General features: G+C 66.5%; 24 protein-coding genes. 16 read left to right on the top strand and 8 right to left on the bottom strand.

The window, feature by feature from the left end; translation table 11 throughout:
* Window positions 1-95 precede the first annotated feature (95 nt).
* From QW845_RS13445 to QW845_RS13405, 9 genes are all read left to right on the top strand, one after another.
* Window positions 96-422, top strand: coding sequence for a Dabb family protein (locus QW845_RS13445; protein WP_315802050.1), 327 nt, complete (start codon window positions 96-98; stop codon window positions 420-422).
* Window positions 423-511: 89 nt separating this feature from the next.
* The gene (locus tag QW845_RS13440) at window positions 512-1,411 is read left to right on the top strand and encodes an NAD(P)-dependent oxidoreductase (RefSeq protein ID WP_315802049.1); all 900 of its coding nucleotides are present in this window, start codon (window positions 512-514) and stop codon (window positions 1,409-1,411) included.
* Window positions 1,412-1,424: 13 nt separating this feature from the next.
* Window positions 1,425-2,309, top strand: coding sequence for an intradiol ring-cleavage dioxygenase (locus QW845_RS13435; protein WP_315802048.1), 885 nt, complete (start codon window positions 1,425-1,427; stop codon window positions 2,307-2,309).
* Between the two features lie 64 nt (window positions 2,310-2,373).
* Window positions 2,374-3,768 (top strand): FAD-linked oxidase C-terminal domain-containing protein, encoded by a 1,395-nt coding sequence (locus QW845_RS13430; RefSeq protein ID WP_315802047.1) that lies wholly within the window; start codon window positions 2,374-2,376, stop codon window positions 3,766-3,768.
* The gene (locus tag QW845_RS13425) at window positions 3,765-5,288 is read left to right on the top strand and encodes a sugar ABC transporter ATP-binding protein (RefSeq protein WP_315802046.1); all 1,524 of its coding nucleotides are present in this window, start codon (window positions 3,765-3,767) and stop codon (window positions 5,286-5,288) included. Before QW845_RS13430 ends, QW845_RS13425 begins: the two co-directional genes overlap by 4 nt.
* Window positions 5,281-6,231, top strand: a complete 951-nt coding sequence (locus QW845_RS13420; protein ID WP_315802045.1) for an ABC transporter permease — start codon at window positions 5,281-5,283, stop codon at window positions 6,229-6,231. Before QW845_RS13425 ends, QW845_RS13420 begins: the two co-directional genes overlap by 8 nt.
* Complete coding sequence (locus QW845_RS13415; RefSeq protein WP_315802044.1) at window positions 6,228-7,205, top strand: ABC transporter permease; 978 nt, start codon at window positions 6,228-6,230, stop codon at window positions 7,203-7,205. Before QW845_RS13420 ends, QW845_RS13415 begins: the two co-directional genes overlap by 4 nt.
* A 38-nt stretch (window positions 7,206-7,243) precedes the next feature.
* Entirely contained in the window at window positions 7,244-8,218 is a 975-nt protein-coding gene (locus QW845_RS13410; RefSeq protein WP_315802043.1) for a sugar ABC transporter substrate-binding protein, read from the top strand.
* 66 nt (window positions 8,219-8,284) lie between these two features.
* Window positions 8,285-8,572, top strand: a complete 288-nt coding sequence (locus tag QW845_RS13405; protein ID WP_315752359.1) for a YciI family protein — start codon at window positions 8,285-8,287, stop codon at window positions 8,570-8,572.
* Here the strand turns inward: QW845_RS13405 and QW845_RS13400 are convergent, their stop codons facing one another.
* From QW845_RS13400 to QW845_RS13370, 7 genes are all read right to left on the bottom strand, one after another.
* Window positions 8,573-9,466: an NAD(P)-dependent oxidoreductase gene (locus QW845_RS13400; protein WP_315802042.1), complete on the bottom strand. Its 894-nt coding sequence runs from the start codon at window positions 9,464-9,466 to the stop codon at window positions 8,573-8,575.
* A complete protein-coding gene (locus QW845_RS13395) occupies window positions 9,463-9,867 on the bottom strand; it encodes a carboxymuconolactone decarboxylase family protein (RefSeq protein WP_315713518.1) in 405 nt (134 codons plus the stop codon). The genes QW845_RS13400 and QW845_RS13395 overlap by 4 nt, the downstream gene beginning before the upstream one ends.
* 125 nt (window positions 9,868-9,992) lie before the next feature.
* Window positions 9,993-11,453, bottom strand: a complete 1,461-nt coding sequence (locus tag QW845_RS13390; protein ID WP_315802041.1) for an aldehyde dehydrogenase family protein — start codon at window positions 11,451-11,453, stop codon at window positions 9,993-9,995.
* Window positions 11,454-11,808: 355 nt separating this feature from the next.
* Window positions 11,809-12,786: a HEAT repeat domain-containing protein gene (locus QW845_RS13385; RefSeq protein WP_315802040.1), complete on the bottom strand. Its 978-nt coding sequence runs from the start codon at window positions 12,784-12,786 to the stop codon at window positions 11,809-11,811.
* Window positions 12,787-12,788: 2 nt separating this feature from the next.
* Window positions 12,789-13,022 (bottom strand): ferredoxin family protein, encoded by a 234-nt coding sequence (locus tag QW845_RS13380; RefSeq protein WP_006609939.1) that lies wholly within the window; start codon window positions 13,020-13,022, stop codon window positions 12,789-12,791.
* Window positions 13,023-13,043: 21 nt separating this feature from the next.
* Window positions 13,044-14,786 (bottom strand): fumarate reductase/succinate dehydrogenase flavoprotein subunit, encoded by a 1,743-nt coding sequence (locus QW845_RS13375; protein ID WP_315802039.1) that lies wholly within the window; start codon window positions 14,784-14,786, stop codon window positions 13,044-13,046.
* Window positions 14,787-14,893: 107 nt separating this feature from the next.
* On the bottom strand, window positions 14,894-15,667 hold the full coding sequence (locus QW845_RS13370; RefSeq protein WP_315802038.1) for a ferredoxin--NADP reductase: 774 nt from the start codon (window positions 15,665-15,667) through the stop codon (window positions 14,894-14,896).
* Between the two features lie 251 nt (window positions 15,668-15,918).
* On the opposite strand from QW845_RS13370, the gene QW845_RS13365 reads away from it, so the two are divergent.
* The 6 genes from QW845_RS13365 (at window position 15,919) to QW845_RS13340 (ending at window position 21,465) form a co-directional block, all read left to right on the top strand.
* Window positions 15,919-16,209 (top strand): gamma-butyrobetaine hydroxylase-like domain-containing protein, encoded by a 291-nt coding sequence (locus tag QW845_RS13365; protein ID WP_315802037.1) that lies wholly within the window; start codon window positions 15,919-15,921, stop codon window positions 16,207-16,209.
* Between the two features lie 73 nt (window positions 16,210-16,282).
* Window positions 16,283-17,068: a Crp/Fnr family transcriptional regulator gene (locus QW845_RS13360; RefSeq protein ID WP_315802036.1), complete on the top strand. Its 786-nt coding sequence runs from the start codon at window positions 16,283-16,285 to the stop codon at window positions 17,066-17,068.
* 163 nt (window positions 17,069-17,231) lie between these two features.
* Window positions 17,232-18,647, top strand: a complete 1,416-nt coding sequence (locus tag QW845_RS13355; protein ID WP_315802035.1) for an ABC transporter substrate-binding protein — start codon at window positions 17,232-17,234, stop codon at window positions 18,645-18,647.
* Window positions 18,644-19,531 carry an ABC transporter permease gene (locus QW845_RS13350; RefSeq protein ID WP_315802034.1) on the top strand — a complete coding sequence of 296 codons (888 nt, stop codon included), beginning with the start codon at window positions 18,644-18,646 and terminating at the stop codon, window positions 19,529-19,531. Before QW845_RS13355 ends, QW845_RS13350 begins: the two co-directional genes overlap by 4 nt.
* The gene (locus QW845_RS13345) at window positions 19,528-20,400 is read left to right on the top strand and encodes an ABC transporter ATP-binding protein (protein WP_315802033.1); all 873 of its coding nucleotides are present in this window, start codon (window positions 19,528-19,530) and stop codon (window positions 20,398-20,400) included. Before QW845_RS13350 ends, QW845_RS13345 begins: the two co-directional genes overlap by 4 nt.
* A 306-nt stretch (window positions 20,401-20,706) precedes the next feature.
* The gene (locus QW845_RS13340) at window positions 20,707-21,465 is read left to right on the top strand and encodes an SDR family oxidoreductase (protein ID WP_315802032.1); all 759 of its coding nucleotides are present in this window, start codon (window positions 20,707-20,709) and stop codon (window positions 21,463-21,465) included.
* Between the two features lie 13 nt (window positions 21,466-21,478).
* Here QW845_RS13340 and QW845_RS13335 read toward each other — a convergent pair whose 3' ends face one another.
* A complete protein-coding gene (locus tag QW845_RS13335) occupies window positions 21,479-22,504 on the bottom strand; it encodes a LacI family DNA-binding transcriptional regulator (protein ID WP_315802031.1) in 1,026 nt (341 codons plus the stop codon).
* A 223-nt stretch (window positions 22,505-22,727) separates the two neighbouring features.
* Here QW845_RS13335 and QW845_RS13330 point away from each other — a divergent pair, with 223 nt between their 5' ends.
* Window positions 22,728-23,867, top strand: a complete 1,140-nt coding sequence (locus QW845_RS13330) for a sugar ABC transporter substrate-binding protein (RefSeq protein ID WP_315802030.1) — start codon at window positions 22,728-22,730, stop codon at window positions 23,865-23,867.
* The last annotated feature ends 53 nt before the right edge of the window (window positions 23,868-23,920 follow it).

Below are 23,920 nucleotides of genomic sequence, written 5' to 3'. Positions count from 1 at the left end.
AGCGGAAAACAGAGTTACAATTTTTGGGCTTTATTTCCGTTTCCTGCAAGGCAAAATCGTCCGACAAGAACAAAGCCCAGGGTGAGGACGCAGCAATGACGGGGCCGATCAGGCACATCGTGATGTGGCGGCTGCGCGCCGAGACGGCCGCCGAGCGCGCGGCGGCCCGGCTCAAGGTCAAGACCCTGTTCGAGGGCCTCAAGGGCCGGATCGACGGCCTCACCCACATCGAGGTTGGTCTCGATGTCAGCGACGTCGACTACGCCTGCGACGTCGTCCTGTTCTCCGAATTCGCCAGCAGTGCCGCGCTGCACGCCTATGCCTCGCACCCCGAGCACCTGCGCGTGCGCGAGGAGCTCGGCGACATCAGGATCGGCCGCTTCCAGGTCGACTATCCCATCGCTGCGGCGACCGGCGCGTGACCGGGGCGTTCATCTTCGACGGCCTGCCCGGCCGCCCCCTGCCCGGCTCCAGACCACATGGCAGATCAAGCCAATGACGGACGGCATCGATGCCCCTTCCTGACCAACGCCTCGCCTTCATCGGCATCGGCAAGATCGGCCTGCCGATCGCGGCGCGGCTCGCCAAGGCCGGCTATGACGTCACGGCGTTCGATCCCAACGCCGAGCGGCTCTGCGAGGCGCGCGCGCTCGGCATCGTCGCTGCAACATCCGCGACGGAGGCGGCGCGTGACCATGCGGTGGTCATCGCGTCCCTGCCCGACGACACCGCGCTGCGCGCGGCGATGCTCGGCGACGGCGGAGTGATCGCGGCCTTGGCACCGGGCGCGATCCTGATCGAGACCAGTACCGTGGGCGTCGACGCCTCGAGCGCAGTCGCCGCGGCCGCCGGCGCGCGCGATGTCGCTTATCTGCGCACGCCGATCTCCGGCAATGCCAGCATCGCCCACACCGGCGAGCTGACCTGCTTCGTGTCCGGGCCGAAAGCGGCCTTCGCGCGGATCACGCCGCTGCTGCAGGCTTTCACGCGCGCGCAGACTTATCTCGGCGCCGCCGAAGAGGCGCGCTATGCCAAGCTCGCCGTCAACCTGATGATCGCGACGACGGCGGCGATGATGGCCGAGAGCCTGGCGCTGGCGCGCAAGGGCGGCATCGCCTGGCCGGACATCCTGCAGGTGCTGCACGACAGCGCGGTCGCCTCGCCGATGGTGAAGTACAAGACCGCGCCGCTGCTGGCGCGCGACTTTGCCGCGACGTTCTCCTGCGCGCAGATGGCCAAGGATCTCGATCTCATTCTCGGCGCCGGTCACGCCGTCGGCGTGCCGCTGCAGCTCGCGGCGCAGGTCCGCGAGACCTATGCCGCGCTGATCGCGCAGGGCGAGGCCACGACCGATTTCCTCGCCACCGTCCGTCATGTCGAACGGCTGTCCGGGCTCGGCGAGCCCGTCTGAAAGGAGCCGCCTCGTGCGCAACTTCAACGAGACCACGATCACGGATGCCGTGCTCGACCGCCTGGCGGGCGCGAGCGATGCGCGCATCAAGCAGGTCAGCGAGGCGCTGGTGCGCCATCTCCATGCCTTCGTGCGCGAGGTCCGTCCGACCCAGCAGGAATGGGAGTTCGGCATCGACTTCCTCACCCGCACCGGCCGGATGTGCGACGACAAGCGCCAGGAATTCATCCTGCTGTCGGACACGCTCGGCGTCTCCATGCTGGTCGACGCCATCAATCATCCCGTGCCGGAAGGCGCCACCGAGACCACCGTGCTCGGCCCGTTCTTCGTCCAGGCCGCGCCGGAGCGCGCCAATGGCGACGACATCGCGGGGCCGATGAAGGGCGATCCGCTGCTCGTCACCGGCTCGGTGTCGCGCACCGACGGCCGGCCGCTCGCTGGCGCCGTGGTCGACGTCTGGCACTCCGACGATGACGGCTATTACGACGTGCAGCGGCTCGAGCAGATCGGCGATCTCGCCATGCGCGCGCGCTTTCGCACCGATGCCGGCGGCCGCTTCCATTTCTGGTCGATCAAGCCCGCCGCCTATCCGATCCCCGATGACGGGCCGGTCGGCGACATGCTGGCGGCGCAGGGACGGCATCCGTGGCGGCCGGCGCATGTGCATTTCATGATCTCGGCGCCGGGCTTCGAGCGGCTGGTGACCCATGTGTTCGTCGCCGGCGACCAGTATCTCGATTCCGACGTCGTGTTCGGCGTCAAGGACAGCCTGATCCGCGACTTCACGCGCTGCCCGCCGGGCCGTGCGCCAGATGGCCGCATGGTGGCGGAGGGATATTTCCATCTCAACTACGACTTCGGCCTGAAAGCGCTTGCGGAGCGCGGCGATCGGGCTTGAGCTGAGCGGACGACAAGGACCGTCAAGAGTCCTGTCATCGTCGAGGAAGCGAACGGGAGGAACGATGGAGTTGCGGGTCGGCACCGGCGCATTGGCCGAGCGGCTTTCGAGCCTGATCGGGCCACGCGCGAGCGTCGCGCGCGGCGTGCTGGATCAGCACGGCCGCAGCGAATCGTATTATCCCGCGATGCCGCCCGACATCGTCGTATTTCCGGAGACGACGCAGGAGATCAGCGCCATCGTCGGGCTGTGCGCCGAGGCCGGCATGCCGATCGTGCCGTTCGGCGCCGGCACCTCGCTCGAAGGCAATGCCGCGGCGGCCGCGGGTGGCGTCTGTTTCGACTTCGCTCGCATGAACAAGGTGCTGGCCGTGCATGATGCCGACATGAACGTCGTGGTGCAGCCCGGCATCACCCGCAAGCAGCTCAATGCGGAGCTGCGCACGACCGGCCTGTTCTTTCCGATCGATCCCGGCGCCGACGCCTCGATCGGCGGCATGAGCTCGACCCGAGCCTCCGGCACCATGGCGGTGCGCTACGGCACCATGAAGGACAACGTCCTCGCATTGGAGGTGGTGCTGGCCGACGGCCGGGTGATCCGCACCGCCCGGCGCGCGCGCAAATCCGCTGCCGGCTACGACCTGACCCGGCTGTTCGTCGGATCAGAGGGCACGCTCGGCGTGATCACCGAGATCACGCTGAAGCTGCATCCCGTGCCGCAGGCGATCTCGGCCGCGACGTGCAGCTTTCCGACCCTGCACGACGCGGTCGACACCGCGATCGCCCTGATCCAGTCGGCGGTCCCCGCCGCCCGCATCGAGCTCGTCGACGACGTCATGATGCGCGGCATCAACACCTATTCCAAGCTCGGCTATCGGGAAGCGCCGACGCTGTTCCTGGAATTCCACGGCTCCGAGGCGGCCGTCGCCGAACAGGCGCAGGCGGCGGAGGCGATCGCGACCGAGCATGGCGGCCGCGGCTTCGCCTGGGCCAGGGCGGCCGAGGACCGCAGCCGTTTGTGGCACGCGCGCGACAACACGCTGTACGCCGGATTGGGCCTGCGGCCAGGCGCGCGCGCCGTCATCACCGATGTCTGCGTGCCGATCTCGCGGCTCGCCGAATGCCTGACCGAGACGCGCCGGGACGCCGACGCCAGCGGCTTCCTCGCGCCGATCGTCGGCCATGTCGGCGACGGCAATTTCCACATGCTGATCCTGGTCGATCCCAGCGATGACAGCGAGCTCGCCGGCGCCAAGGCGCTGCAGGCGCGCATGGTGGCGCGCGCGATCGCGATGGACGGCACCTGCACCGGCGAGCACGGCATCGGCCTCGGCAAGATCGACTATCTCGAGGACGAGCTCGGCGGGGCCGTCGCCGTGATGCGCGCCATCAAGGCCGCGCTCGATCCCGCCGGCCTGATGAATCCGGGCAAGATCTTCGCCGGCGGAGCACCGTCATGAGCGCGGCGGCCGCCATCGCAGCTGCATCGCCCGCGCCGCTGCTGGAGCTGCGCGGCATCAGCAAGTCGTTTCCGGGCGTCAAGGCGCTGGACGACGTGTCGTTCGCGATCTACCCGGGCGAAGTCCACATGCTGCTCGGCGAGAACGGCGCCGGCAAATCCAGCCTGATGAAGGTGCTGTGCGGCGCCTACAGCGCCGATGCCGGCGAGATCATCTCCAAGGGCGCGAAGGTCGAGATATCATCGACGGCCGACGCGCAGAAGCTCGGCATCGCCGTCATCTTCCAGGAATTCTCGCTGGTGCCGTTCCTCGACATCGCGCAGAACATCTTTCTCGGCCGCGAGCCGAAGGGCCGCATCCCCGGCACCATCGACCGCCGCAAAATCCTGGCCGATGCCAAGCGCGTGCTCGAGGGCATCGGCTTCGACATCGATCCCTCCGTCATCGTCGACACGCTCGGCGTCGCGCAGCAGCAGATGGTCGAGATCGCCAAGGCGATCAGCCAGAATGCGCGGATCCTGGTGATGGACGAGCCCACCGCGGCGCTGTCCGACCGCGAGGCGGAGCTGCTGTTCGCGCTGATCAGGCGGCTGAAGGCCGACGGCGTCGCCATCGTCTACATCTCGCACCGCATGGCCGAGGTGTTCGCGCTCGGCGACCGCATCACCGTGCTGCGTGACGGCCGCCGCATCGACGATCTCAGGCCCGCCGACGTCACCCCCGACCAGCTCGTGCGCATGATGGTCGGGCGCAATATCGACATGAGCTATCCGCGCCATTTCGTGGAAACGCCCGGCGAGCTCGTGCTGGAGGTCAAGGGACTGAGCGCGCCGAGCGGGATTGCCGACATCAACATCGAGGTGCGGCGGGGCGAGATCGTCGGCCTGTGCGGTCTCGTTGGCTCCGGCCGCACCGAGGTGGCGCGCGCGATCTTCGGCGCCGATCCGGTCAGCGAAGGCGAGATCATCTTCGACGGCAAGCCGATCGCGGGCGAGCCCGACATCGCCGCGCGCCGCGGCATCGCGCTGATCCCCGAGAGCCGCAAGAGCGAGGGCCTGGCGCTGCTGCGCTCCGTCGGCGACAACCTCGTGGTGTCGGCGCTGAAGAAGCTGTTTCCGAGCGGGCTGTACGATCCCCGCGGCGCTCAGCGCACGGCCGACGGGCTGATCCGGCAGTTGCGGATCGCAACGCCCACGGCGCGGCAGACGGTCGGCCTGCTCTCAGGCGGCAACCAGCAGAAGGTCGTGATCGGCAAGTGGCTGGCGGCCGGCGCCAGGCTGTTCATCTTCGACGAGCCGACCCGCGGCATCGACGTCGGCGCCAAGTCCGAGATCTTCGCGCTGATCGACCGTCTGGTCGCCGACGGCGCAGCGGCGCTGATGATCTCGTCCGAGCAGATCGAGATCTGCCACGTCTGCGACCGCGCCTATGTGATGCGCGAGGGCCGCATCGCCGGGCATTTGTCACGGAGCGAGCTGACCGAGGAGAATATCGTGCGACTGGGGATGCATGATGAGTGACACCGCCATCGTCTCGCCGATCCGAACCTTGCAGCGCATTCCGGGCGTGGCGATCGTGCTGGTGCTGCTGATCGCGCTGTTCGGCGCGATCGCGCCCGGCTTCCTGTCGGCCGCAAACCTCTCCAACGTGCTGGTGCAGTCGACGATCCTGACCATGCTCGCGCTGCCGATGACCCTGATCATCATGACCGAAGGGCTCGACCTGTCGATGGGCGCGGTGCTGACGCTGACCTCGCTCTGCGTCGCCATCGTCTCGCTCGCGACCAAGTCGGTGCTGCTCGGCCTCGGCGCCGCGGTGCTGGCCGGCGCCGCGTTCGGCACCGTCAATGGCTGGCTGGTCGCGGTCGTCGGGATTCCGCCGTTCGTGGCGACGCTCGCCACGCTCGGCATGGCACAGGGACTGTCGCTGATCGTGAGCGACGGCCAGAGCGTGGTCGGCATTCCCCACGGCGTCCGCGACATCTATGCGGCGACGCTGCTCGGCATCCCCGTGCCGATCGTGATGGGGCTTGCCACCTACGCCGTGTTTCACGGCCTGCTGTATCATACCAGGTTCGGCACCTACATCTTCGCGCTCGGCGGCAACCGCGAGGCGCTGCGCTATGCCGGCCTGTCGCCGACACGGCTCCTGATCGCGGTCTATGCGATCGGCGGCACGATGGCGGGCATCGCCGGACTGCTGATGACCGCGCGGATGAATTCGGGACATCCGACCGCGGGGCTCGGGATGGAGTTCGACGCCATCGCGGCGGTCGCGGTCGGCGGCACCTCGTTCGAGCGCGGCAATGGCTGGCTGCTCGGCACCGTGCTCGGTGTCATCGCCGTCGGCGTGCTGCGCAACGGGCTCAATCTGGTGTCCCTGCCCTCCTCGGTGCAGGTCGCGAGCGTCGGTGCGCTGGTCATCGTCGCGATGTTCCTCGACGGCCTGCGGAGCCGATCATGACCGACATCGCCAAGGACACGCTGCCGCCGCCGCGCTCGCTCCTGTCGCAGAACGCAGCGCAGGTGTTCTATCGCATGCTCGCCGCGCTGTTGATCTGCGCCGCGCTGACCGTGCTGAGCGACTCCTTCCTCAGCCTCGGCAACATCCTCAACGTGCTGAGGCAGGCGAGCCTGACCTTCTTCATCGCCTCCGGCCTCACCCTGGTGGTGCTGACCGCCGGCCTCGATCTGTCGGTCGGCGCCAACGTCGCGCTGTCGGCGTGTCTCGCCGGCACCGTGATCCATCAGACCGGCTCGCCCGCACTCGGGATCCTGACCGGGCTGCTCGCCGGCGGCAGCGTCGGCTTCCTCAATGGCTTCATGGTCACGGCGCTGCGCATCCCCTCCTTCATCGCCACCTACGGCATGCTCTGGGTGCTGAACGGCGTCACCTACTGGTACATGGCGGGCGAGACCATCCACGGCTTTCCCGCGGGCTTCCGCCAGATCGGCAGCGGCTATCTGCTCGGGCTGCCGATCCCGGTCTATCTGCTGCTGGTGTTCCTCGCGATCGGATCGTTCTTCGCGCAGCGCACGATCTGGGGCCAGGAGATCTACGCGATCGGCGCCAATCCGGTCGCGGCGCGGCTCTCCGGCATTCCGGTCGCGCGCCGGCTGCTGCTGGTCTACACGGTGTCCGGCACCATGGCCGGGCTCGCCTCCATCATCTTCCTGTCGCGGCTCAACTCGGCCGAGGCCGACATCGGCGAGAGCCTCACCTTGCCGGCGATCGCCGCGGTGCTGATCGGCGGCACGTCGCTGTTCGGCGGCGTCGGCACGGTGTTCGGCACCTTCATCGGCGCGCTCATCCTGACGCTGGTGCTGAACGGCATGAACCTGCTCGCGATCAGCGCCAACTGGCAGCCGCTCGTCACCGGAATCATCGTGATCATAGCCGTCTGGCTCGACATGAAGACCCGGCGCCCGGCGCAATGAACCTGCAATACAACCAAAAAACGAGGGAAGGAAACGACATGCAACATCGGATCACGCGCTGTCTCGCTCTGTCACTGCTGATCGCCGCAGGCGCGACGCAGGCCCGCGCCGACGGCGAGACCATCGCCGTCTTCACCAAGAACCAGACCAATCCGTTCTTCCAGACGGTGCGGGTCGGCGCCGACAACATGGCGAAGGTGCTCAACGCCAAGGTCCTGCACTACATCCCGACCAAGCCGGACTCGATCCCCGAGCAGCTCAGCCAGATCGAGGACGTCGTGGTGAAGAAGCCGAGCGCGATCGTGTTCACGCCGGTCGACTACAAGGCGATGGTGCCCGGGGTCGAGAAGATCAACGACGCCAAGATCCCCGTCGTCAACATCACCGACCGCTCCGCCGGCGGCAAGTTCGTCGCCTTCGTCGGCGCCGACGACTACAGCCTCGGCCTCGAGACCGGCCGGTTCCTGCTCAAGACGCTCGGCGGCAAGGGCAACATCGTCATCATCGAGGGCGTCAAGGGCTCGCTGACCAATGTCGACCGCGTGCGCGGCTTCAACGACGCGCTCAAGGAGAACCCCGGCGCCAAGCTGCTGGCGTCGCAGCCCGGCAACTATCAGCGCCTGCAGGCGCTGCAGGTGATGGAGAACCTGATGCAATCCAACCCGCAGATCGACGGCGTGCTCGCCGCCAACGACGCGATGGCGGTCGGCGCGATCGAGGCGCTGGACGGCGCCAACCGCAAGGCGCAGGTGATCGGCATCAACGGCACCAAGGAGGCGATCGACGCGATCAAGTCCGGCAAGCTGCTCGCCAGCGGCGACTACAACGGCTTCGCCCAGGGCTGCCTCGGCACCATGATGGCCGTCCGCTCGCTGCGCGGCCAGCCGGTGATCAACGAGATCGTGCTGAAGCCGACGGTGATCACCAAGGACAATTACCAGCCGTTCGACGTGGCGCTGGAACAGCGAACCTGCCCGAGCTTCGAGGATGCCGGCAAGCTCGGCGCGAAATAGGATCAGCCATCAGTCCGGAAGCAGGGCGGCACGCCGCCGTCCTGCTTCGACTTGCGGAGAGAACTCATGCTGTTTGCGATTCACGCGCTCGACAAGCGCGACGCGCTGCCGGTTCGGCTTGCCAACTACGATGCCCACAAGGCCTATCTCGGCGACAGCGCCCGCCTGCCCGTCACGATCGTGATGTCCGGCCCGCTCGTTTCCGACGATGGCTCGACGATGATCGGAAGCCTGTTCCTGGTCGAGGCTCCCGGTCGCGCCGAGGTCGAAGCCTTCAATCGCGCCGACCCGTTCGCCGCGGCCGGGATCTGGGAGAAGGTGACGATCACCGGCTTCCTGCGGCGCCAGGGGTAGTCAGCCCTTCAGCTCGACGCCGGCCAGCGCCTCGCTCAGCTTCGCCAGCGCCGTGTGGTCCTGGCCCGGTCCGAGCATCCCCTGCGCGCTGGCGCTCAGCTCGCGGCAAAGATTGGAGAACGGCGCGGCGACGCCGGCGGCGCGCGCGACCTCCAGCGCGATCGACAGGTCCTTCACCATCAGGTCGAGCCCGAAGCCGCTGTTGAACTGGCGCGACAGCACGAACTGCCTGAACTTCTTCTGCGTCGAGTTGTTCATGCCGGTCGAGGCGTTGAGCACGTCGGTCATCAGGCCGGGATCGATGCCGAACTGCTGGCCGATCAGCAGCGCCTCGATGCCGATCAGGAAGCCGCCGGCGGAGACGAGGTTGTTGAGCGCCTTCATCGCCTGGCCAGAGCCGAGACCGCCGATGCGGTGGATCGTGGTGCCCATGGCGCGCAGCAGCGGCTCGACGCGGTCGAGCGCGGCGGCATCGCCGCCGGCCATGATCGCGAGCTCGCCGGTCACCGCGCGCGGCACGCCGCCGCTCACGGGCGCATCGAGCATGGTCACGCCGAGCGGGGCGAGATCGGCCGCAATCGCCTGCGTGGCCGCCGGCGCGCCGGAGCTCATGTCGATCAGGATGTGATCCTGCTTCAGGCCAGCGCGCAATGCCGCGACCGCGTCCGCGACATGTTTGCTGGTCGGCAGCATCGTGATGACGACATCCGCCTGCCCCGCGGCCACAGCGAGATCCGCGGCCAAGGTGCCGCCGACCTGGCGCACGAAATCTTCGGCGCGCCCGGGCACGGCATCATTGACGGCAACCGCAAAGCCGGCGCCGAGCAGGCGCGCGGCCATCGGCCAGCCCATGTTGCCGATACCGACGAACAGGACCCTTTGCGGGGCGCTCATGCGCCGTCCTTCTTGGCGATGGCGCCCTCCGCGACCAGCACCTCATGGGCCGCCTTGAACGCCTCGAGGCCCGCGGGAATGCCGCAATACACGGTTGCGTGCAGCAGGATCTCCTTGATCTCGTCGACCGTGACGCCGTTGGTGAGCGCGCCCTTGACGTGCAGCTTCAATTCGCTCGGCTTGCTGAGCGCGGTCAGCATTGCGAGATTGATGATGCTGCGGGTGCGGCGATCGAGCCCGGGCCGGGTCCAGGCATAGCCCCAGCACATTTCGGTGGTGATGTGCTGGAACGCCATCATGAAGTCGTCGGCCTTGGCGAGGCTGCCATCGACATAGGCCGCGCCGAGCACCTCGCGGCGCACCTTCAGGCCCTTCTCGAACAATTCCTTTTCGTCGCTCATCCGCTCGTCTCCCTTTTAACACCTGACGTCATTAGCGCTTCGCCGCGCGGACTGACAACAACGCCGCACGGCATGCGTCGTCGCGTCCGTGCGGCGGAATTGACCGGAGCCCCGGCTCCACTGATCTAGCCGTGCTTGACGATCAGGGTCTTCATCGCGGCGAGCTCGTACAGCGCCTCGAAGCCCTTCTCGCGGCCGTGGCCCGACTTCTTCATGCCGCCGAACGGCAGCTCGATGCCGCCGCCGGCGCCGTAGCCGTTGACGAACATCTGGCCGACCTTGACCTTGCGCGCGACGCGCATCGCGCGCGAGCCGTCGCCCGACCAGACTCCGGCGACCAGGCCGAAATCGGTGGCGTTGGCGAGCCTGACGGCGTCGGCCTCGTCGTCGAACGGCATCGCCGCCAGCACCGGACCGAACACCTCCTCGCGCGCCAGCTCGGAGTCGCGCGCGACATGCTGATACAGTGCCGGCGCGACGTAGAAGCCCTCGCTCGGCACGCCGTCGGCGATCCTGCCGGTCGCCACGCGCCTGGCGCCGCCGCTTTCGGCGCGGGCCAGCATGTTTTCGATCCGCGTCTTCTGGACCGCGCTGATGACCGGGCCGAGATCGAGGTCCATCTCCGGCGTACCGGCCGTGATCTTCTCGAAGCGCAAGGTGAGGTCGGCGAGGAAGCGGTCCCAGATCGAGCGCTCCACCAGCACGCGCGAGCCGGCCGAGCAGGTCTGGCCGGCGTTCTGCACGATCGCCGCGGCCACCGAAGTCAATGCGGCATCGAGATCGGCGTCGGCGAACACGATCTGCGGCGACTTGCCGCCGAGCTCAAGCGTGCAGCCGATGTGATTCCTCGCAGCCGCGGTCTGCACCAGCGTGCCGACCTCGGGGCTGCCGGTGAAGGAGATGAAGTCGATGCCGTCATGCGCCGACAGCGCCGCACCCGCCTCCTCACCGAGACCCGGCACGACGTTGATCGCACCGGCGGGGAAGCCGGCTTCCGCCGCGAGCTCGGCAAGACGCAGCGGCACCAGGCAGGCCTCCTCGGCCGGTTTGATCACGGTCGCGTTGCCCATCGCCAGCGCCGGCGCGACGGTGCGGCCGAACATCTGCCCCGGATAATTCCACGGAATGATATGGCCGGTGACGCCGAGCGGCTCGTAGACGGTCGTGACGAAGAAGCCGTCGAGAAACGGGATGGTGTCGCCATGCACCTTGTCCGCGGCGCCGCCGTAATATTCGAAATAGCGCGCGACGGCGACGACGTCAGCCCTGGCCTGCTTCATCGGCTTGCCGGTGTCGGCCGCTTCGAGCTTCGCGAGCTCCTCGGCATGATCCTCGACGAGGCGGCCGAGCTTCGACAGCAGGCGCCCGCGCTCCACTGCGGCGAGCCGGCCCCACGGCCCTTCGAGCGCACGGCGCGCCGCCGCTACGGCAAGATCGATGTCCGCTGCGTCACCGGCGGCAATCGAGGCGATCACCTGGCCGGTCGCCGGCGCCAGCATCGCGATGGTGCGGCCCGACTGCGCGGGCTGCCACTTGTTGTCGATGAAGACGCCCTTGGCGGCAGGCAGTTTGACATTGGCGTTCATGGCAGCTCTCCGACTTCCTTTGCAGCTCGTCCGCGGGTCATCTCAGACCTTTGCACGGCGCATCCCCTCGAGCTGCGCGACAGCCGAGGCAACGGAGGCGTGTGACCATGGCCGGATTGGCCGGCCGCTCCTCGTTTGCGCTGCAGCGGTGATGATGCCCGATGGATGCGTCCGACGTTTCTGTCAGACAATCCGGGAGCCGTCCAGAACCGGACGTGGGGTGCACGCGAACGTGCGGCGCGCGGCCCTGCGGGGCTCGCGCGCGATCGGCCGCGACATCATCGTCGCAAGACTCGTCATCTGGCTTGCCGCCTGGTCCGGCAGGCGGTCGGGAACGCTCGCGGCCGGCGCGCGATTACGCGCCGGTTCTCGCCTTGCTCGCCGCGATCTGGTGCAGCGCCCATCTCGCGTTCTTGCGAACGTCGGGATCGAGATCGTCGGCGACCAGCGCGAGGTACGGCTCGCCGTCGGGCGCGGCGATCTCGCCCAGCGCAGCCGCCGCCTCCTTGCGCAGATTGGCCTGCTCGTGGGTGATGCATTGGCCGATCGGTCGCACCGCATGCAGCACCTTCATGCGCCCGAGGCTGCGGATCGCCTTCAGGCGCACCTGCCAGAACTCATCCGCCAGGCAGGCGATCAACGGATCGGCGGCGACGGCACCATTGACATTGAGCCCGAGCGTCTCGGCCGCCATCTCCCGCACCATCCAGTCGGAATCCCTGAGTGCGCGGGTGATGGTCTCCGCGGCGATCTTCATGTGCGAGAAGGCGAGCGCACTGACCGCCGCGCGGCGGACATGCGCATCGGGATCTCCGATCAGCGCCGTCAGCGCCGGAATCGACTCCTCGAGCTTGAGGAAGCCGATGACGCCGATCGCCTGCACGCGGACGGCGGCATCCGGATCCTGCAGCGCCTCCAGCGCCGGCTTGAGCGTGTCCTTGCGCCGCAGCTCCTTCAGCGCGCGCAGCGCGCCCATGCGGACGAAGGCATGCGCATGCGTCACCAGCGGCAGGATGGCGTCGGCCGAAGCGGGATCCTTGAACTCGGCGAGACTGTCGGCGGCCGCCGAGGCGACGATCCGCTCGGGATCGACGAGCAGCTGGACCAGCGCCTCCGCCGCCTCCGGCCCGTCGAACTCACCGAGCGCCATGGCGACCTGCTGGCGCACGCCGGCGTCGGGATCGGCGACCATCTTCGCCAGATGCGCGACCGCGGCGGGATCGCCGGAATGTCCCAATGCGATGATCGCGACCCGCCGCTCCGCCGGATCGGCGGCACCGAGCCGCTCGTCGGCGTCGTCGAGATCGTCATAAGCTTCGAACGGGCTCGACATGATCACCTCAACAGATAGGGAATGTTGACGGTGACGGCGCCGGTCGGGCAATCCGCTTCGCAGGGCATGCAGTACCAGCATTCATCATAGGCCATGAAGGCCTTGCCGGTCATGTCGCTGATCCTGAGCACGTCGAGCGGGCAGACGTCGACGCAGACCGTGCAGCCCTTGTCGGCGATGCATTTGGCGTCGTCGACGACGACAGGAACCGACGTCTGATAGGTTGCAAGAGGCATGTCTCGTTCTCCGTCTGATCGTCAGGCGCTGGCGCGGATGCGCTGCTTGTCGTAGAGGTCCTTCTCGTCGTCCGCGATCGGCACGACATAGGGCTGTACCGCCCGCTTCTCGCTGGTCATGCGGCCGTCCTGCTTGCTCAGCAGCGTGTGGCAGAACCAGTTCTCGTTGTCCTTGTCCGGAAAATCGGTGCGCCAGTGATAGAGCCCCCAGCGGCTCTCCTCGCGGAACAGCGAGGCATGGGCCGCCATATCAGCGCAATCCATGATCGACTGCACCTCCAGCGCGCGCAGCAGTTCATGCGCGTTGCGCGCGATCATGCGGTCCTGCATGTCCTCGCGGACCTCGGCGAGCCGGCGCATGCCGAGCTCGTATTTCCGCGTCACCTTCGGCGGCTGCAGATAGTCGTTGACCAGACGCCGCGTCTTGTACTCGATCTGGTTCGGCGGAATGCCGTCCTCGCGCTTGGTCGGCGCCAGCACGCGCTCGCGCTCCAGCGCGATCTCGGCGGCGTCGATGTCGCCGAAATCATGATTGTCCGCGAACTCCATCGCGTCGAGACCCGCGAACGACCCGTTGGTGAACGCGCCCAGCATGTAGTTGTGCGGTACGCTGGCCATGTCGCCGGCCGCATAGAGTCCGGGCACGGTGGTGCGGGCATTGTCGTCGACGAACACGCCCGACGCGCTGTGGCCGGAGCAGAAGCCGATCTCGGAGATGTGCATCTCGATCGACTCCTTGCGATAGTCGACGCCGCGTCCCTCCTGGAACAGTCCGCGCGTGGGACGCTCGACCTTGTGCAGGGTGTGCTCGATCTCCTCGATCGTCTTGTCGTGCAGGTGCTTGAGCTGCAGGAACACCGGCCCCTTGCCCGACAGCAGCTCGTTGTAGAACTCCAGCATCATCTGGCCCGACCAATAGTCGCACTCGATGAAGCGGCGATCCTCGTTGTTGGCGGTATAGGCACCGAAGGGACCGGCGACATAGGCGCAGGCCGGACCGTTGTAATCCTTGATCAGCGGGTTGATCTGGAAGCATTCGAGATTGGCGAGCGCCGCGCCCGCGTGATAGGCCATCGCATAGCCGTCGCCGGAATTGGCGGCGTTCTCATAGGTGCCGAACATGTAGCCTGACGTCGGCAGGCCGAGCCGCCCCGCCGCGCCCATGCACAGGATGACGGCCTTGGCCTTGATCACCAGCATCTCGGCCGTGCGGGTGTTGACGCCGACGGCGCCGGCGATGCGGCCATCGCTCGACTTCAAGAGCCGCGTCGCCATGTAGCGGTTGGAGATCAGGATGCGCGCCCGCCGCAGCTGACGATACAGCGCCTTCTTGACGGTCTCGCCGTTCGGCATCGGCAGGACGTAGGTGCCGATGTGGTGCACCTTCTTGACGGCATAGTCGCCGTTCTCGTTCTTGAGAAAGCGGATGCCGAAGCTGTCGAGCTCCTCGATGATCCCGTAGCAGCTCTGGGCGTATTTATACACCGCCTTCTGGTCCACGATGCCGTCATTGGCGATCGTGATTTCCTTGGTGTACTGCTCCGGCGTCGCGTAGCCGGGGATGACCGCGTTGTTCAGGCCGTCCATGCCCATCGAGATCGCGCCGGAGCGCTTGACGTTCGCCTTCTCCAGCAGAACGACGTTGGCCTTCGGATTCTTCATCTTGGCCTTCAGGGCGGCCATCGGGCCGGCGGTGCCGCCGCCGATCACCAGCACGTCGCAGGACACCTCCGAGAGGCCGTCGACGATCTCATCCATTGCCATTCTAAGCTCCTGCTTGGCCGGACCCACCGGTCCGGGTCAGAGTTGTTCAGCGGCGCGCCCGGCGATAGCAATTAGTTGTCGCCGGGACGCAATTCTTCCGCCGGCGCTCAGCGCTCGACGAACGCCTTCTCGACCACGAAATGGCCGGGCGTGCTGTGGTTGCCTTCGACGAAGCCGCGGTCCTCCAGCATGGTCTGGAGCTCGGCCAACATCGCCGGGCTGCCACAGAGCATGACGCGGTCGGTCTCGACATCGAGGTCGGGCCCGCCGATGTCGGCGAACATCTGGCCCGATGCGATCAGATCGGTGATGCGGCCGCGGTTGCGGAACGGCTCGCGGGTCACCGTGGGGTAATGGTGCAGCCGATCTCGGACCAGGGGGCCGAAGAAGTCATGGCCGCGCAGGCTGTCGACGAGCTGCTCGCCATAGGCAAGCTCCGAGACCTGGCGGCAGCCATGGGCCAGAATGATGGTCTCATAGGTCTCGTAGATGTCGGGATCCTTGACCAGGCTGGCGAACGGCGCCAGCCCGGTGCCGGTCGACAGCAGCAGCAGACGTCTGCCGGGAATGAGGTTGCCCGCGATCAGCGTTCCCGTCGCCTTGCGCCCGACGAGGATGCGATCGCCCTCCTTGATCTTCTGCAGCCGTGAGGTCAGCGGCCCGTCCGCCACCTTGATGCTGAAGAACTCCAGCTCCTCCTCGTGATTGGCGCTCGCCATGCTGTAGGCGCGCATCAGCGGCCGGCCGTCGACCTCCAGTCCGATCATCGCGAACTGCCCGTTCTGGAAGCGGAAGCCGGGATCCCGCGTGGCGGTGAAGCTGAACAGCGAATCGGTCCAGTGCCGGACCGACAACACCGTCTCAGTCTGAAAAGCGCTCATCGTCGTCTCCTGAGGCGCGGGGCGCGCCGTGTGGCGGTTGCTGAGCACGATCTCGCGGAAACGGCGCAGTCCGGCAATTTCGAACGTGCTGCGACGGTGGATTAGTTGCGAAGATTGTTCCGAGGAAAGCCAGCGCGCCTAACGAAGCAGCAGCGCTCGACATCCCGTCGAACGAGGCAATTAGTTGCTGGGTGCTCCGAACCGTCTCCCCTAGCGTGATGACACCGGCCTCGGCACAACCAGGAGGAGCCATGATTGCAGCCGACATCGCTGACGGCGAGGTCAGTCCCGACCTGGCATCATTGCGGCTACGGAACGCGAGCGGCCCGCCCGCGGTGCTGTCCGCCGAACGGCTGCGCCTATCCTGCATGTGCGCGCATTGCAGGCGGGCCCGCTTCGACGGCCGCTTCCCGTCGCAATTTCCCGGGATCGGCATCGTGGGGGTCGGTGACCTCGGCTACGGCCTGAACATCGCGTTTTCCGACGGCCATAATCGTGGTATCTATCCGAAATCATACCTCTGGGAACTCGCTGCCGTTTGAGGCCCTCACGCGGCGACGGATGGCACGAACATTGCTCCGCTTCTGATCAGTATGATCAATGCGGAGGCAAGACATGTTGCTGCAGGCGGCCAAATCAGCTGCGGAAGCCGTGCCCTCTCCCATGACCTCAGCACGCGCGGTGACCAGTTCGTCGCTCCTGCTCACCGAAAGTCAGCAATCCATCGGCGGCCCGCCGTCGCTGATCGAAAGGCTCAGCCTGCGCGAGCGTGAGCAGGTGCTGAAGCAGGGCCGCCGCAAGGTCCTGAACCGCGGCCAGACGCTGTTCAGTCAGGGCGCCCGGCACGACGGCATTTTCCTGGTCGAGAGCGGCCGCATCCGCGTGTTCTACACGTCCCCGCAGGGGCGCGAGATCACGCTGGCCTATTGGCATGTCGGCAATTTCGTCGGCGGTCCCGAAGTGTTCGACACCGGCGTGCATCAATGGTCCGGCATCGCGGCCAGCAATGCCAGCGTGATCCAGCTTCCGGGCAAGGAGCTGCGAACGCTGGTGGCGGAGATCCCCAATCTGGCGATCGGACTGATCGAAGGGTTGAGCTTCAAGGGAAAATGCTACTCCGCCCTGGCCCAGATGCTGGGGACCCGTTCGATCACCGAGCGGCTCGCCCATCTGCTGCTGCATCTCGTCGACCTCTATGGCGTCGACGATCCCGACGGCAAGGTCATTGCCGCGGCCTTCACCCATGCCGACATCGCCCACATGGTCGGCGCGACGCGGCAGTGGGTGACGATCAGCCTCAAGCGGATGCAGGAAAAGAATATCGTCCGTACCAGGCGGTCGCAGATCGTGGTCTGCCGGCCCGACGTCCTGGACGAGATGCGCGGCCAGGCCGCGGATTAGCCGGCCTGCTCATGCAAGCGGCTGTCATGAGCGAAATTGCCCAAGGAGTACGCAACCGGATTTTGACGGCAACTAATCCACCCGCTGCCGAACTCCGGATTTGCGCTCGTGGACGCGGCCTTCATCATGGCGCCATCAGCCATCCAACCGAACGGGGATGAGAATGGTCCGCTGCCGTCACGCGCTCTTACTATCCGTCACCTGTCTGTCCCTGATTGCGGCGCAGCCCGTCGCAGCAGAGACGGTCACGATCGGCATAGGCACCCAGGACACCACGACCAACACGGTGACTGCCGGCACCATCGTGCGGCAGCTTCACCTGCTGGAGAAGTATCTGCCCAAGGACGGCAAATACGCCAACATCAAGTTCGAAATCGAGTGGCAGAACTTCACGTCCGGCCCGCCCGTCACCAACGGGATGATGGCGAACAAGCTGCAGTTCGGCATGATGGGCGACTACCCGCTGATCGTGAACGGCTTCACCTTCGAGAACAATCCCGAGAGCAAGAGCCGGCTGATCGCGGTCGCCGCCTACAGCCTCGCCGGCTCCGGCAACGGCATCGTCGTTCACAAGGACTCGCCCTACTATGAACTCTCCGACCTCAAAGGCAAGCTGGTCAGCGTGCCGTTCGGCTCGGCCGCACATGGCATGGTGCTGAAGGCGCTTCAGGACGCCGGCTATCCGGCGGACTTCTTCCAGCTCGTGAGCCAGACGCCGGAGGTCGGCTCGACGAACCTGCAGGAAAAGAAGATCGACGCGCACGCCGATTTCGTTCCGTTCGCCGAGTTGCTGCCGTTCCGCGGCTATGCGCGCAAGATCTTCGACGGCGTCCAGACCAACCTGCCGACCTTCCACGGCGTCGTCGTCCGCACCGACTTTGCGGAGAAGTATCCCGAGGTCGTCATCGCCTATGTCAAGGCAGTCATCGCCGCCAACCAGTGGCTGCGCCAGGATCCGAAAGCGGCGGCCGAAAAGATCCAGGAATGGACCGGGATCAACAAGGAGGTCGTCTACATCTTCCTCGGTCCCGGCGGCAACATGACCACGGATCCGACGATCAAGCCGGCGCTGGTGGATGCCGCCGCGACTGACGTCAAGGTGCTGCAGAGCCTCGGCCGCATGAAGGAGTTCGATCCGAAGAAGTGGGTGGACGACAGCTACATCCGCAAGGCCTATGCCGAGCTGAAGCTGGACTATGACAAGGATCTCGCCAGCACCGCGAACTACGAAATCTCCGGCGAGGACAAGTTCTGCAACAGGCCGATCACCGAGCCGCGCAAGGCCGGCGAGGTCTGGATCGACGGCGAGGGCATCACAGCCTTCAGCAGCGCGACCTGCACGCTCGGCGCCTATGCCGACTACAAGGCCAAGGGCAAGAAGATCAACGTCGCCTACGTCTTCGACACCGCGCGCGGCATCAAGCTGTTCGCCGACCAGGCGTTCTTCGCCGCCGCCAATGGCGAGATCGCGCCGTTCCTGCTGAAGAAGGATGCCGAGGCCTATGCCGCCAAGATCGGCGGCAAGGTGATGGGACTTGATGACGCCGTGAAGCTGGCGGTGGCGGGAGGCAAGACTTGAGCAGCCCCGCCCTGATGACGTCGCCCGACCAGGCTGCGGCGGCCGCCGCGCCTGGCACCGCGCCCCCGCCGAGCCGGCCGCACGTCTCCGCCCGCGCGGCACGCTGGTTCCGGCTGAACCAGGACCGGCTGCAGTCGCTGCTGATCGGCACCGCGTCGCTGATCCTGTTCCTGATCGCCTGGCACCTGCTGACGACCTACCGCGTCGTCTTCTTCGTGAAGTTCACCAACGTGCCGGCGCCGCTGGCGGTCTATGCGAGCTTCACCAAGGCGATCCACGATCCGAAATTCCTGATGCACATCCTGCTCAGTTGCCGCCGGATCTTCATCGGGTTCTCGCTGGCCGCGCTGGTCGGCGTGCCGCTCGGCCTGATCATGGGCCGCTTCAAGCTGGTGCACGAGATCGTGTTTCCGGTCGCCGAGGTGCTGCGTCCGATTCCGGCCATCGCCTGGGTCCCGATGGCGATCATGCTGTGGCCGACCAACGAGCAGAGCATTGTCTTCATCACCTTTCTCGGCTCGTTCTTTCCGATCCTGGTCAACACCCTGCACGGCATGACGCTGGTCGATCCCGTGCTGGTGCGCGCCGCCAAATGCCTTGGCGCCCGGGAGGCGTCGATCTTCCGCGAGGTCTATTTCCCGGCGTCGCTGCCGCACATCTTCACTGGCCTCACCGTCGGCATGGGCGTCGCATGGGTGTCGCTGATCGCGGCCGAGATGATCTCGGGACAGTTCGGCATCGGCTACTTCACCTGGGAAGCCTATTCACTGGTCCAGTATGCCGACATCGCGCTCGGGATGATCGCGATCGGCGTGCTCGGGCTCGGCTCGAGCCTCGTGATCCGCGCAGCCGGACAATTGGTGATGCCCTGGAGGTCGCGATGAGCCAAGCCGCAGCGGATACGAGACAGGGCCATATCGAGGTCCGCAACTTCGCCCTGAGCTACGAGACCATCGACGGCGCCGTCGAGGCCGTCACCGACACCCAGATCCATGTCGAGCCCGGCGAGTTCGTCTCGATCGTCGGACCGTCGGGTTGCGGCAAGTCGACACTGCTCAACGCTGTCGCGGGCTTCCTCAAGCCGACCAGCGGCATCGTCACGGTCGACGGCCAGGCCGTGACCGGACCCAGCGCCGAACGCGGCATGGTGTTTCAGCAATATTCGCTGTTTCCCTGGAAGACGGTGCGCGAGAACGTCGAGTTCGGGCTGAAGATGCGCGGCATGGCGAAGTTCGAGCGCGCACGCGCGGCGCGGACTCTGCTCGGCCTCGCCGGTCTCGAGGCGTTCGAGAACCATTATCCCGAGCGTCTCTCCGGCGGCATGAAGCAGCGCGTCGGCATCGTGCGCGCGCTCGCCACCGGCCCCAAGGTGCTGCTGCTCGACGAGCCGTTCGGCGCGCTGGACGCGCAGACCCGCATCATCATGCAGCAGATCCTCACCAACATGTGGCAGCGGCTGAAGATCTCGGTGCTGTTCGTCACCCACGACATCGACGAGGCGATCTTCCTGTCCGACCGCGTCTACTGCATGACCGCGCGCCCCGGCTCGATCAAGGCCGAAATCCAGATCCCGCTCGAGCGCCCACGCCAGCAAGCGATGATGATGTCGTCGGAATTCCTGGCGCTGCGGCGCGGGCTGATGTCGTTGATCCGCGAGGAGAGCCTGAAGGCGATGGGCGGCGAGATCACCGATCTCGGCATGCAGGGACTGAGCATCGAGTTGCAGGGCCAGTCGATCTCCGAAATCCTCTGAAGGGTTTTGCGCTCGACCGACGGCGGCCGGTCCAGCTCCGAAGAAGGCGCCCGATGGTCGCACCCGAGCGGCGCAACAGGTGCTGGCGTCCCGGCCGGTCCTGGCGCAGAATGCCGGATAGCAAACAACGACGTCGCAGGGGGAACGCGCGGATCCGTCAGCATCGACATCGGGCGTGAGGGTGCTCGCAGGCGCACATCGAGGGGTCCAGCCGGACGCGCCGGCCGTGCACAGCACGGACGACGTCCGCAATGCGGCCGGTGCCATCGCGCGCAACCGCTCTCCAGGCGCAACTGAGAGGAACCAATGCAGGGCACCATCTACCCAAGCCTCAAGGATCGGGCCGTTCTCGTGACCGGCGGCGGCTCCGGCATCGGGGAAGCGATCGTCCGCAATTTCGTCGGCCAAGGTGCGCGTGTCGGATTCATCGACATCGATCTGGAGGCCTCACAGCAAGTGCTGGAGAGCCTGCCTGCGGAGGCCAAGGTGCACTTCGCGCATGCCGATCTGCGCGACATCGCCGCGCTGAGGGCTGCGGTCGCCGGCGCCCGCGAGGCGCTCGGGCCGATCACCATCCTCGTGAACAATGCGGCGCGCGACGACCGCCACACGATCGAGGACGTCACGCCGGACTATTGGGACGAGCGCATCGCCGTGAACCTCAAGCATCAGTTCTTCGCGGCCCAGGCGGTTGCGCCGGACATGATCCAGGCGGGAGGCGGCGCGATCGTCAATCTCGGCTCGGTGAGCTGGGTGCTCGGCCAGGGCAACATGCCCTGCTACACCACGGCGAAGTCGGCGATCCAGGGACTGACGCGCGCTCTCGCCCGCGATCTCGGCCCCAGCAACATCCGGGTCAATTCCATCCTTCCGGGCTGGATCATGACCGAGCGCCAGCAGCGAATGTGGCTGACGCCCGAGGGCGAGGCCGAGCTGATGCGGCGCCAATGCCTCAAGCGCAAGCTCGTGCCGGACGACATCGCCCGCGTAGTGCTGTTCTTCGCCGCCGACGACAGCGGCGCCTGCACCAACCAGAACTACATCGTCGACGGCGGCTGGGCCTGAGACCGCGCCGCTCTCACGATGCAACCAGATGCGGCCCGGTGCTGCCGCGCGCGACGATCTCGAAACCGAGGTCGATCTGCCGCGCTCTCGGCCGCCTGCCGGTGGCGATCACCTGAAGCACCAGTTCGGACGCCACGCGCCCCATGTCGGCGCGCGGCGTCAGCACGGTCGACAGCGGCGGATTGGAGGCCGCCGCGAATTCCAGGTCATTGAAGCCGATCAGCGAAATCCGGCGCGGGACCTCCAGCCCCGCCTGCTGGCAGGCGAACAACGCCCCGAGCGCGATGTTGTCGTCGCAGCAGAAGATCGCGTCGGGGGCTTCGCTCGCGAGCATCTCCTCGGTCAGCTTCCGCCCCAGCGAGATCGTCGCCTGGGCCGGGAGCCAGGCCACCAGCGACGCGCCGTCCAGCCCGGCTTCCGCCAGCGCTGCGTGATACCCCTCGAGCCGGGCGCGGGCCCGGTCGTCGCGCTGTCCCGAGAGATAGGCGATCCGCCGATGTCCCAGCTCGATCAGGAAGCGGGTCGCGGCATGGCCGCCCTGGCGCTGCGAAAGTCCGACATTCAGATCGATCGGATCGTCGGTCAGCTCGAACGTCTGCACCACCGGAATCCGCGAGCGTTCGAGAATGCGCCGTGCCGCCCGCGTCTGGTTCACCCCGACCAGGATCAGCGCCTCGATGTTCTGGCCCAGCAAGGTCCTGATCGCCCCCTCTTCCTCCTCCGCCGAGTAGCGGCTGCTGACGACGACGGGGCGAAAGCCGAGCGGCAGCAGGGCGTCGTAGATCGCCTGCAGGTAGTCCGCGAAGATGCCGTTGGAGAGCGACGACACGACGATGCCGATGGAATGCGTGCGGGTCGAGGCGAGCCGGCTCGCCGCGAAGTTGGGCACATAGGCCAGCCTGTCGACCGCCGCATCGATCCGCTTGCGCAATTCCGGCGACACCATATCGGGCCGACGCAGCGCCCGCGACACGGTGACAGCGCTGACATTGGCGATGCGCGCGACGTCCTCCAGCGTGGTGCGACGCTTCTGAGACATGATCCTTGCAGCAATGATTCACGCGGATTTTTCCGAACCACATTCATGACATGCGACCGGCCGCTTGGCAAAAGCGGCGCGACGGTAATTGACAGCGCTGTCATTGATCAGTAACGCTTGGCGGGTCGAGACGACGAGCATTGCTCGCACAACCTCCGGAAACAAAGAGGCGTCTCGCACATGCGTCATTGATCTGGCGCCACAACAACAGGGGAGGTCACGAATGTCGTCCAAGTCGATGAGGGCGCGATGCCTTGCCACGTGTGCATCGCTGGTGCTGGTCACCGCGTTTGCCAGCAAGGCGCTGGCGGAGCCGGAGATGGTCAAGGGACCGGCGAGCGAGCCTGAATGCATGGTGCCGTGGACCAAGGACACCAAGTTCTTCAAGTTTCCGGCCAAGAAGGGCCCCTACCGCATCGCACTGGCGAACGGCTACATCGCCAACACCTGGCGCATCCAGATGATCCAGACCGCGAAGGCCTATGCGGCGCAGCCCGAGGTGAAGGCCAAGCTCAAGGAGTTCAAGGTCGTCTCGACCGGCGAGGACGTGCCGGCGCAGATCTCGGCGATCAACAACTTCATCGACTCCGGCTATGACGCCATCGTCGTCAACGCGCAGAACCCGACCGCCTTCGGGCCGGTGATCAAGCGCGCCAAGCAGGCCGGCGTGATCCTCGTCGCCTTCGACAACATTCTCGCGACGGAAGACGCGATCAACGTCAATGTCGACCAGAAGGGCCTCGGCGAGCTCTGGGCGAAGTGGCTGGTCAAGAACGTGCCCGGCGGCGGCAAGGTGCTCGAGGTGCGCGGCGTCGCCGGAACCTCGGTCGACACCGACCGTCACAACGGCTTCCACTCCGTTCTCGACGGCTCCGGCAAGAAGTGGCAGGTCACCGAGGTCGTCGGCAAATGGGACGACGGCGTCGCCCAGAAGGCCACGGCCGATGCGATCGCGACCAACGGCCCGTTCGATGCGATCTCCGGCCAGGGTGGCGACACCGGCATCGTGCAGGCCATGCTCGACGCCAAACACAAGATGGTGCCGTTCGGCGGCGAGACCGAGAACGGCTTCCGCAAGTTCTGCGCCGCCAAGGCCTCGGAAGGCCTGAAATGCTCGTCGGCCGGCACCGGACCTGCGCAGGTCGCGGTCGCGATCAAGGTCGCGCTCGCCGCCCTCGAAGGCAAGGTCGTGCCGCAATCGGTCAAGCTGCCGCTCGCGGTCGTGGAAGATCCGAACTTCAAGAAGGATCAGGACTACTTCCCGGCCCAGTCCGACAACTTCTTCGTCGGCAACTCCTTCCCGACCTGCGGCATCAACTTCACGGCGCAGGAGATCATGGGCCAGTCGAAGGAAAACCAATAGGCCGGTGTGATCGCTGGTCCGCGAGTTTCTCTCGCGGCCAGCCCGTCCCTATT

Origin of the sequence: Bradyrhizobium sp. SZCCHNS3002 (assembly GCF_032377435.1) — a bacterium.
GTDB lineage: Bacteria > Pseudomonadota > Alphaproteobacteria > Rhizobiales > Xanthobacteraceae > Bradyrhizobium.
This window is presented reverse-complemented; position numbering and strand designations above follow the sequence as displayed.

Excerpts from the sequence above, each read along its gene's own strand:
- QW845_RS13445 (WP_315802050.1), top strand. The coding sequence starts at position 96 with ATGACGGGGCCGATCAGGCACATCGTGATGTGGCGGCTGCGCGCCGAG.
- QW845_RS13440 (WP_315802049.1), top strand. The coding sequence starts at position 512 with ATGCCCCTTCCTGACCAACGCCTCGCCTTCATCGGCATCGGCAAGATC.
- QW845_RS13430 (WP_315802047.1), top strand. The coding sequence starts at position 2,374 with ATGGAGTTGCGGGTCGGCACCGGCGCATTGGCCGAGCGGCTTTCGAGC.
- QW845_RS13425 (WP_315802046.1), top strand. The coding sequence starts at position 3,765 with ATGAGCGCGGCGGCCGCCATCGCAGCTGCATCGCCCGCGCCGCTGCTG.
- QW845_RS13420 (WP_315802045.1), top strand. The coding sequence starts at position 5,281 with ATGAGTGACACCGCCATCGTCTCGCCGATCCGAACCTTGCAGCGCATT.
- QW845_RS13415 (WP_315802044.1), top strand. The coding sequence starts at position 6,228 with ATGACCGACATCGCCAAGGACACGCTGCCGCCGCCGCGCTCGCTCCTG.
- QW845_RS13410 (WP_315802043.1), top strand. The coding sequence starts at position 7,244 with ATGCAACATCGGATCACGCGCTGTCTCGCTCTGTCACTGCTGATCGCC.
- QW845_RS13405 (WP_315752359.1), top strand. The coding sequence starts at position 8,285 with ATGCTGTTTGCGATTCACGCGCTCGACAAGCGCGACGCGCTGCCGGTT.
- QW845_RS13400 (WP_315802042.1), bottom strand. The coding sequence starts at position 9,466 with ATGAGCGCCCCGCAAAGGGTCCTGTTCGTCGGTATCGGCAACATGGGC.
- QW845_RS13395 (WP_315713518.1), bottom strand. The coding sequence starts at position 9,867 with ATGAGCGACGAAAAGGAATTGTTCGAGAAGGGCCTGAAGGTGCGCCGC.
- QW845_RS13390 (WP_315802041.1), bottom strand. The coding sequence starts at position 11,453 with ATGAACGCCAATGTCAAACTGCCTGCCGCCAAGGGCGTCTTCATCGAC.
- QW845_RS13385 (WP_315802040.1), bottom strand. The coding sequence starts at position 12,786 with ATGTCGAGCCCGTTCGAAGCTTATGACGATCTCGACGACGCCGACGAG.
- QW845_RS13380 (WP_006609939.1), bottom strand. The coding sequence starts at position 13,022 with ATGCCTCTTGCAACCTATCAGACGTCGGTTCCTGTCGTCGTCGACGAC.
- QW845_RS13375 (WP_315802039.1), bottom strand. The coding sequence starts at position 14,786 with ATGGCAATGGATGAGATCGTCGACGGCCTCTCGGAGGTGTCCTGCGAC.
- QW845_RS13370 (WP_315802038.1), bottom strand. The coding sequence starts at position 15,667 with ATGAGCGCTTTTCAGACTGAGACGGTGTTGTCGGTCCGGCACTGGACC.
- QW845_RS13365 (WP_315802037.1), top strand. The coding sequence starts at position 15,919 with ATGATTGCAGCCGACATCGCTGACGGCGAGGTCAGTCCCGACCTGGCA.
- QW845_RS13360 (WP_315802036.1), top strand. The coding sequence starts at position 16,283 with ATGTTGCTGCAGGCGGCCAAATCAGCTGCGGAAGCCGTGCCCTCTCCC.
- QW845_RS13355 (WP_315802035.1), top strand. The coding sequence starts at position 17,232 with ATGGTCCGCTGCCGTCACGCGCTCTTACTATCCGTCACCTGTCTGTCC.
- QW845_RS13345 (WP_315802033.1), top strand. The coding sequence starts at position 19,528 with ATGAGCCAAGCCGCAGCGGATACGAGACAGGGCCATATCGAGGTCCGC.
- QW845_RS13340 (WP_315802032.1), top strand. The coding sequence starts at position 20,707 with ATGCAGGGCACCATCTACCCAAGCCTCAAGGATCGGGCCGTTCTCGTG.
- QW845_RS13335 (WP_315802031.1), bottom strand. The coding sequence starts at position 22,504 with ATGTCTCAGAAGCGTCGCACCACGCTGGAGGACGTCGCGCGCATCGCC.
- QW845_RS13330 (WP_315802030.1), top strand. The coding sequence starts at position 22,728 with ATGTCGTCCAAGTCGATGAGGGCGCGATGCCTTGCCACGTGTGCATCG.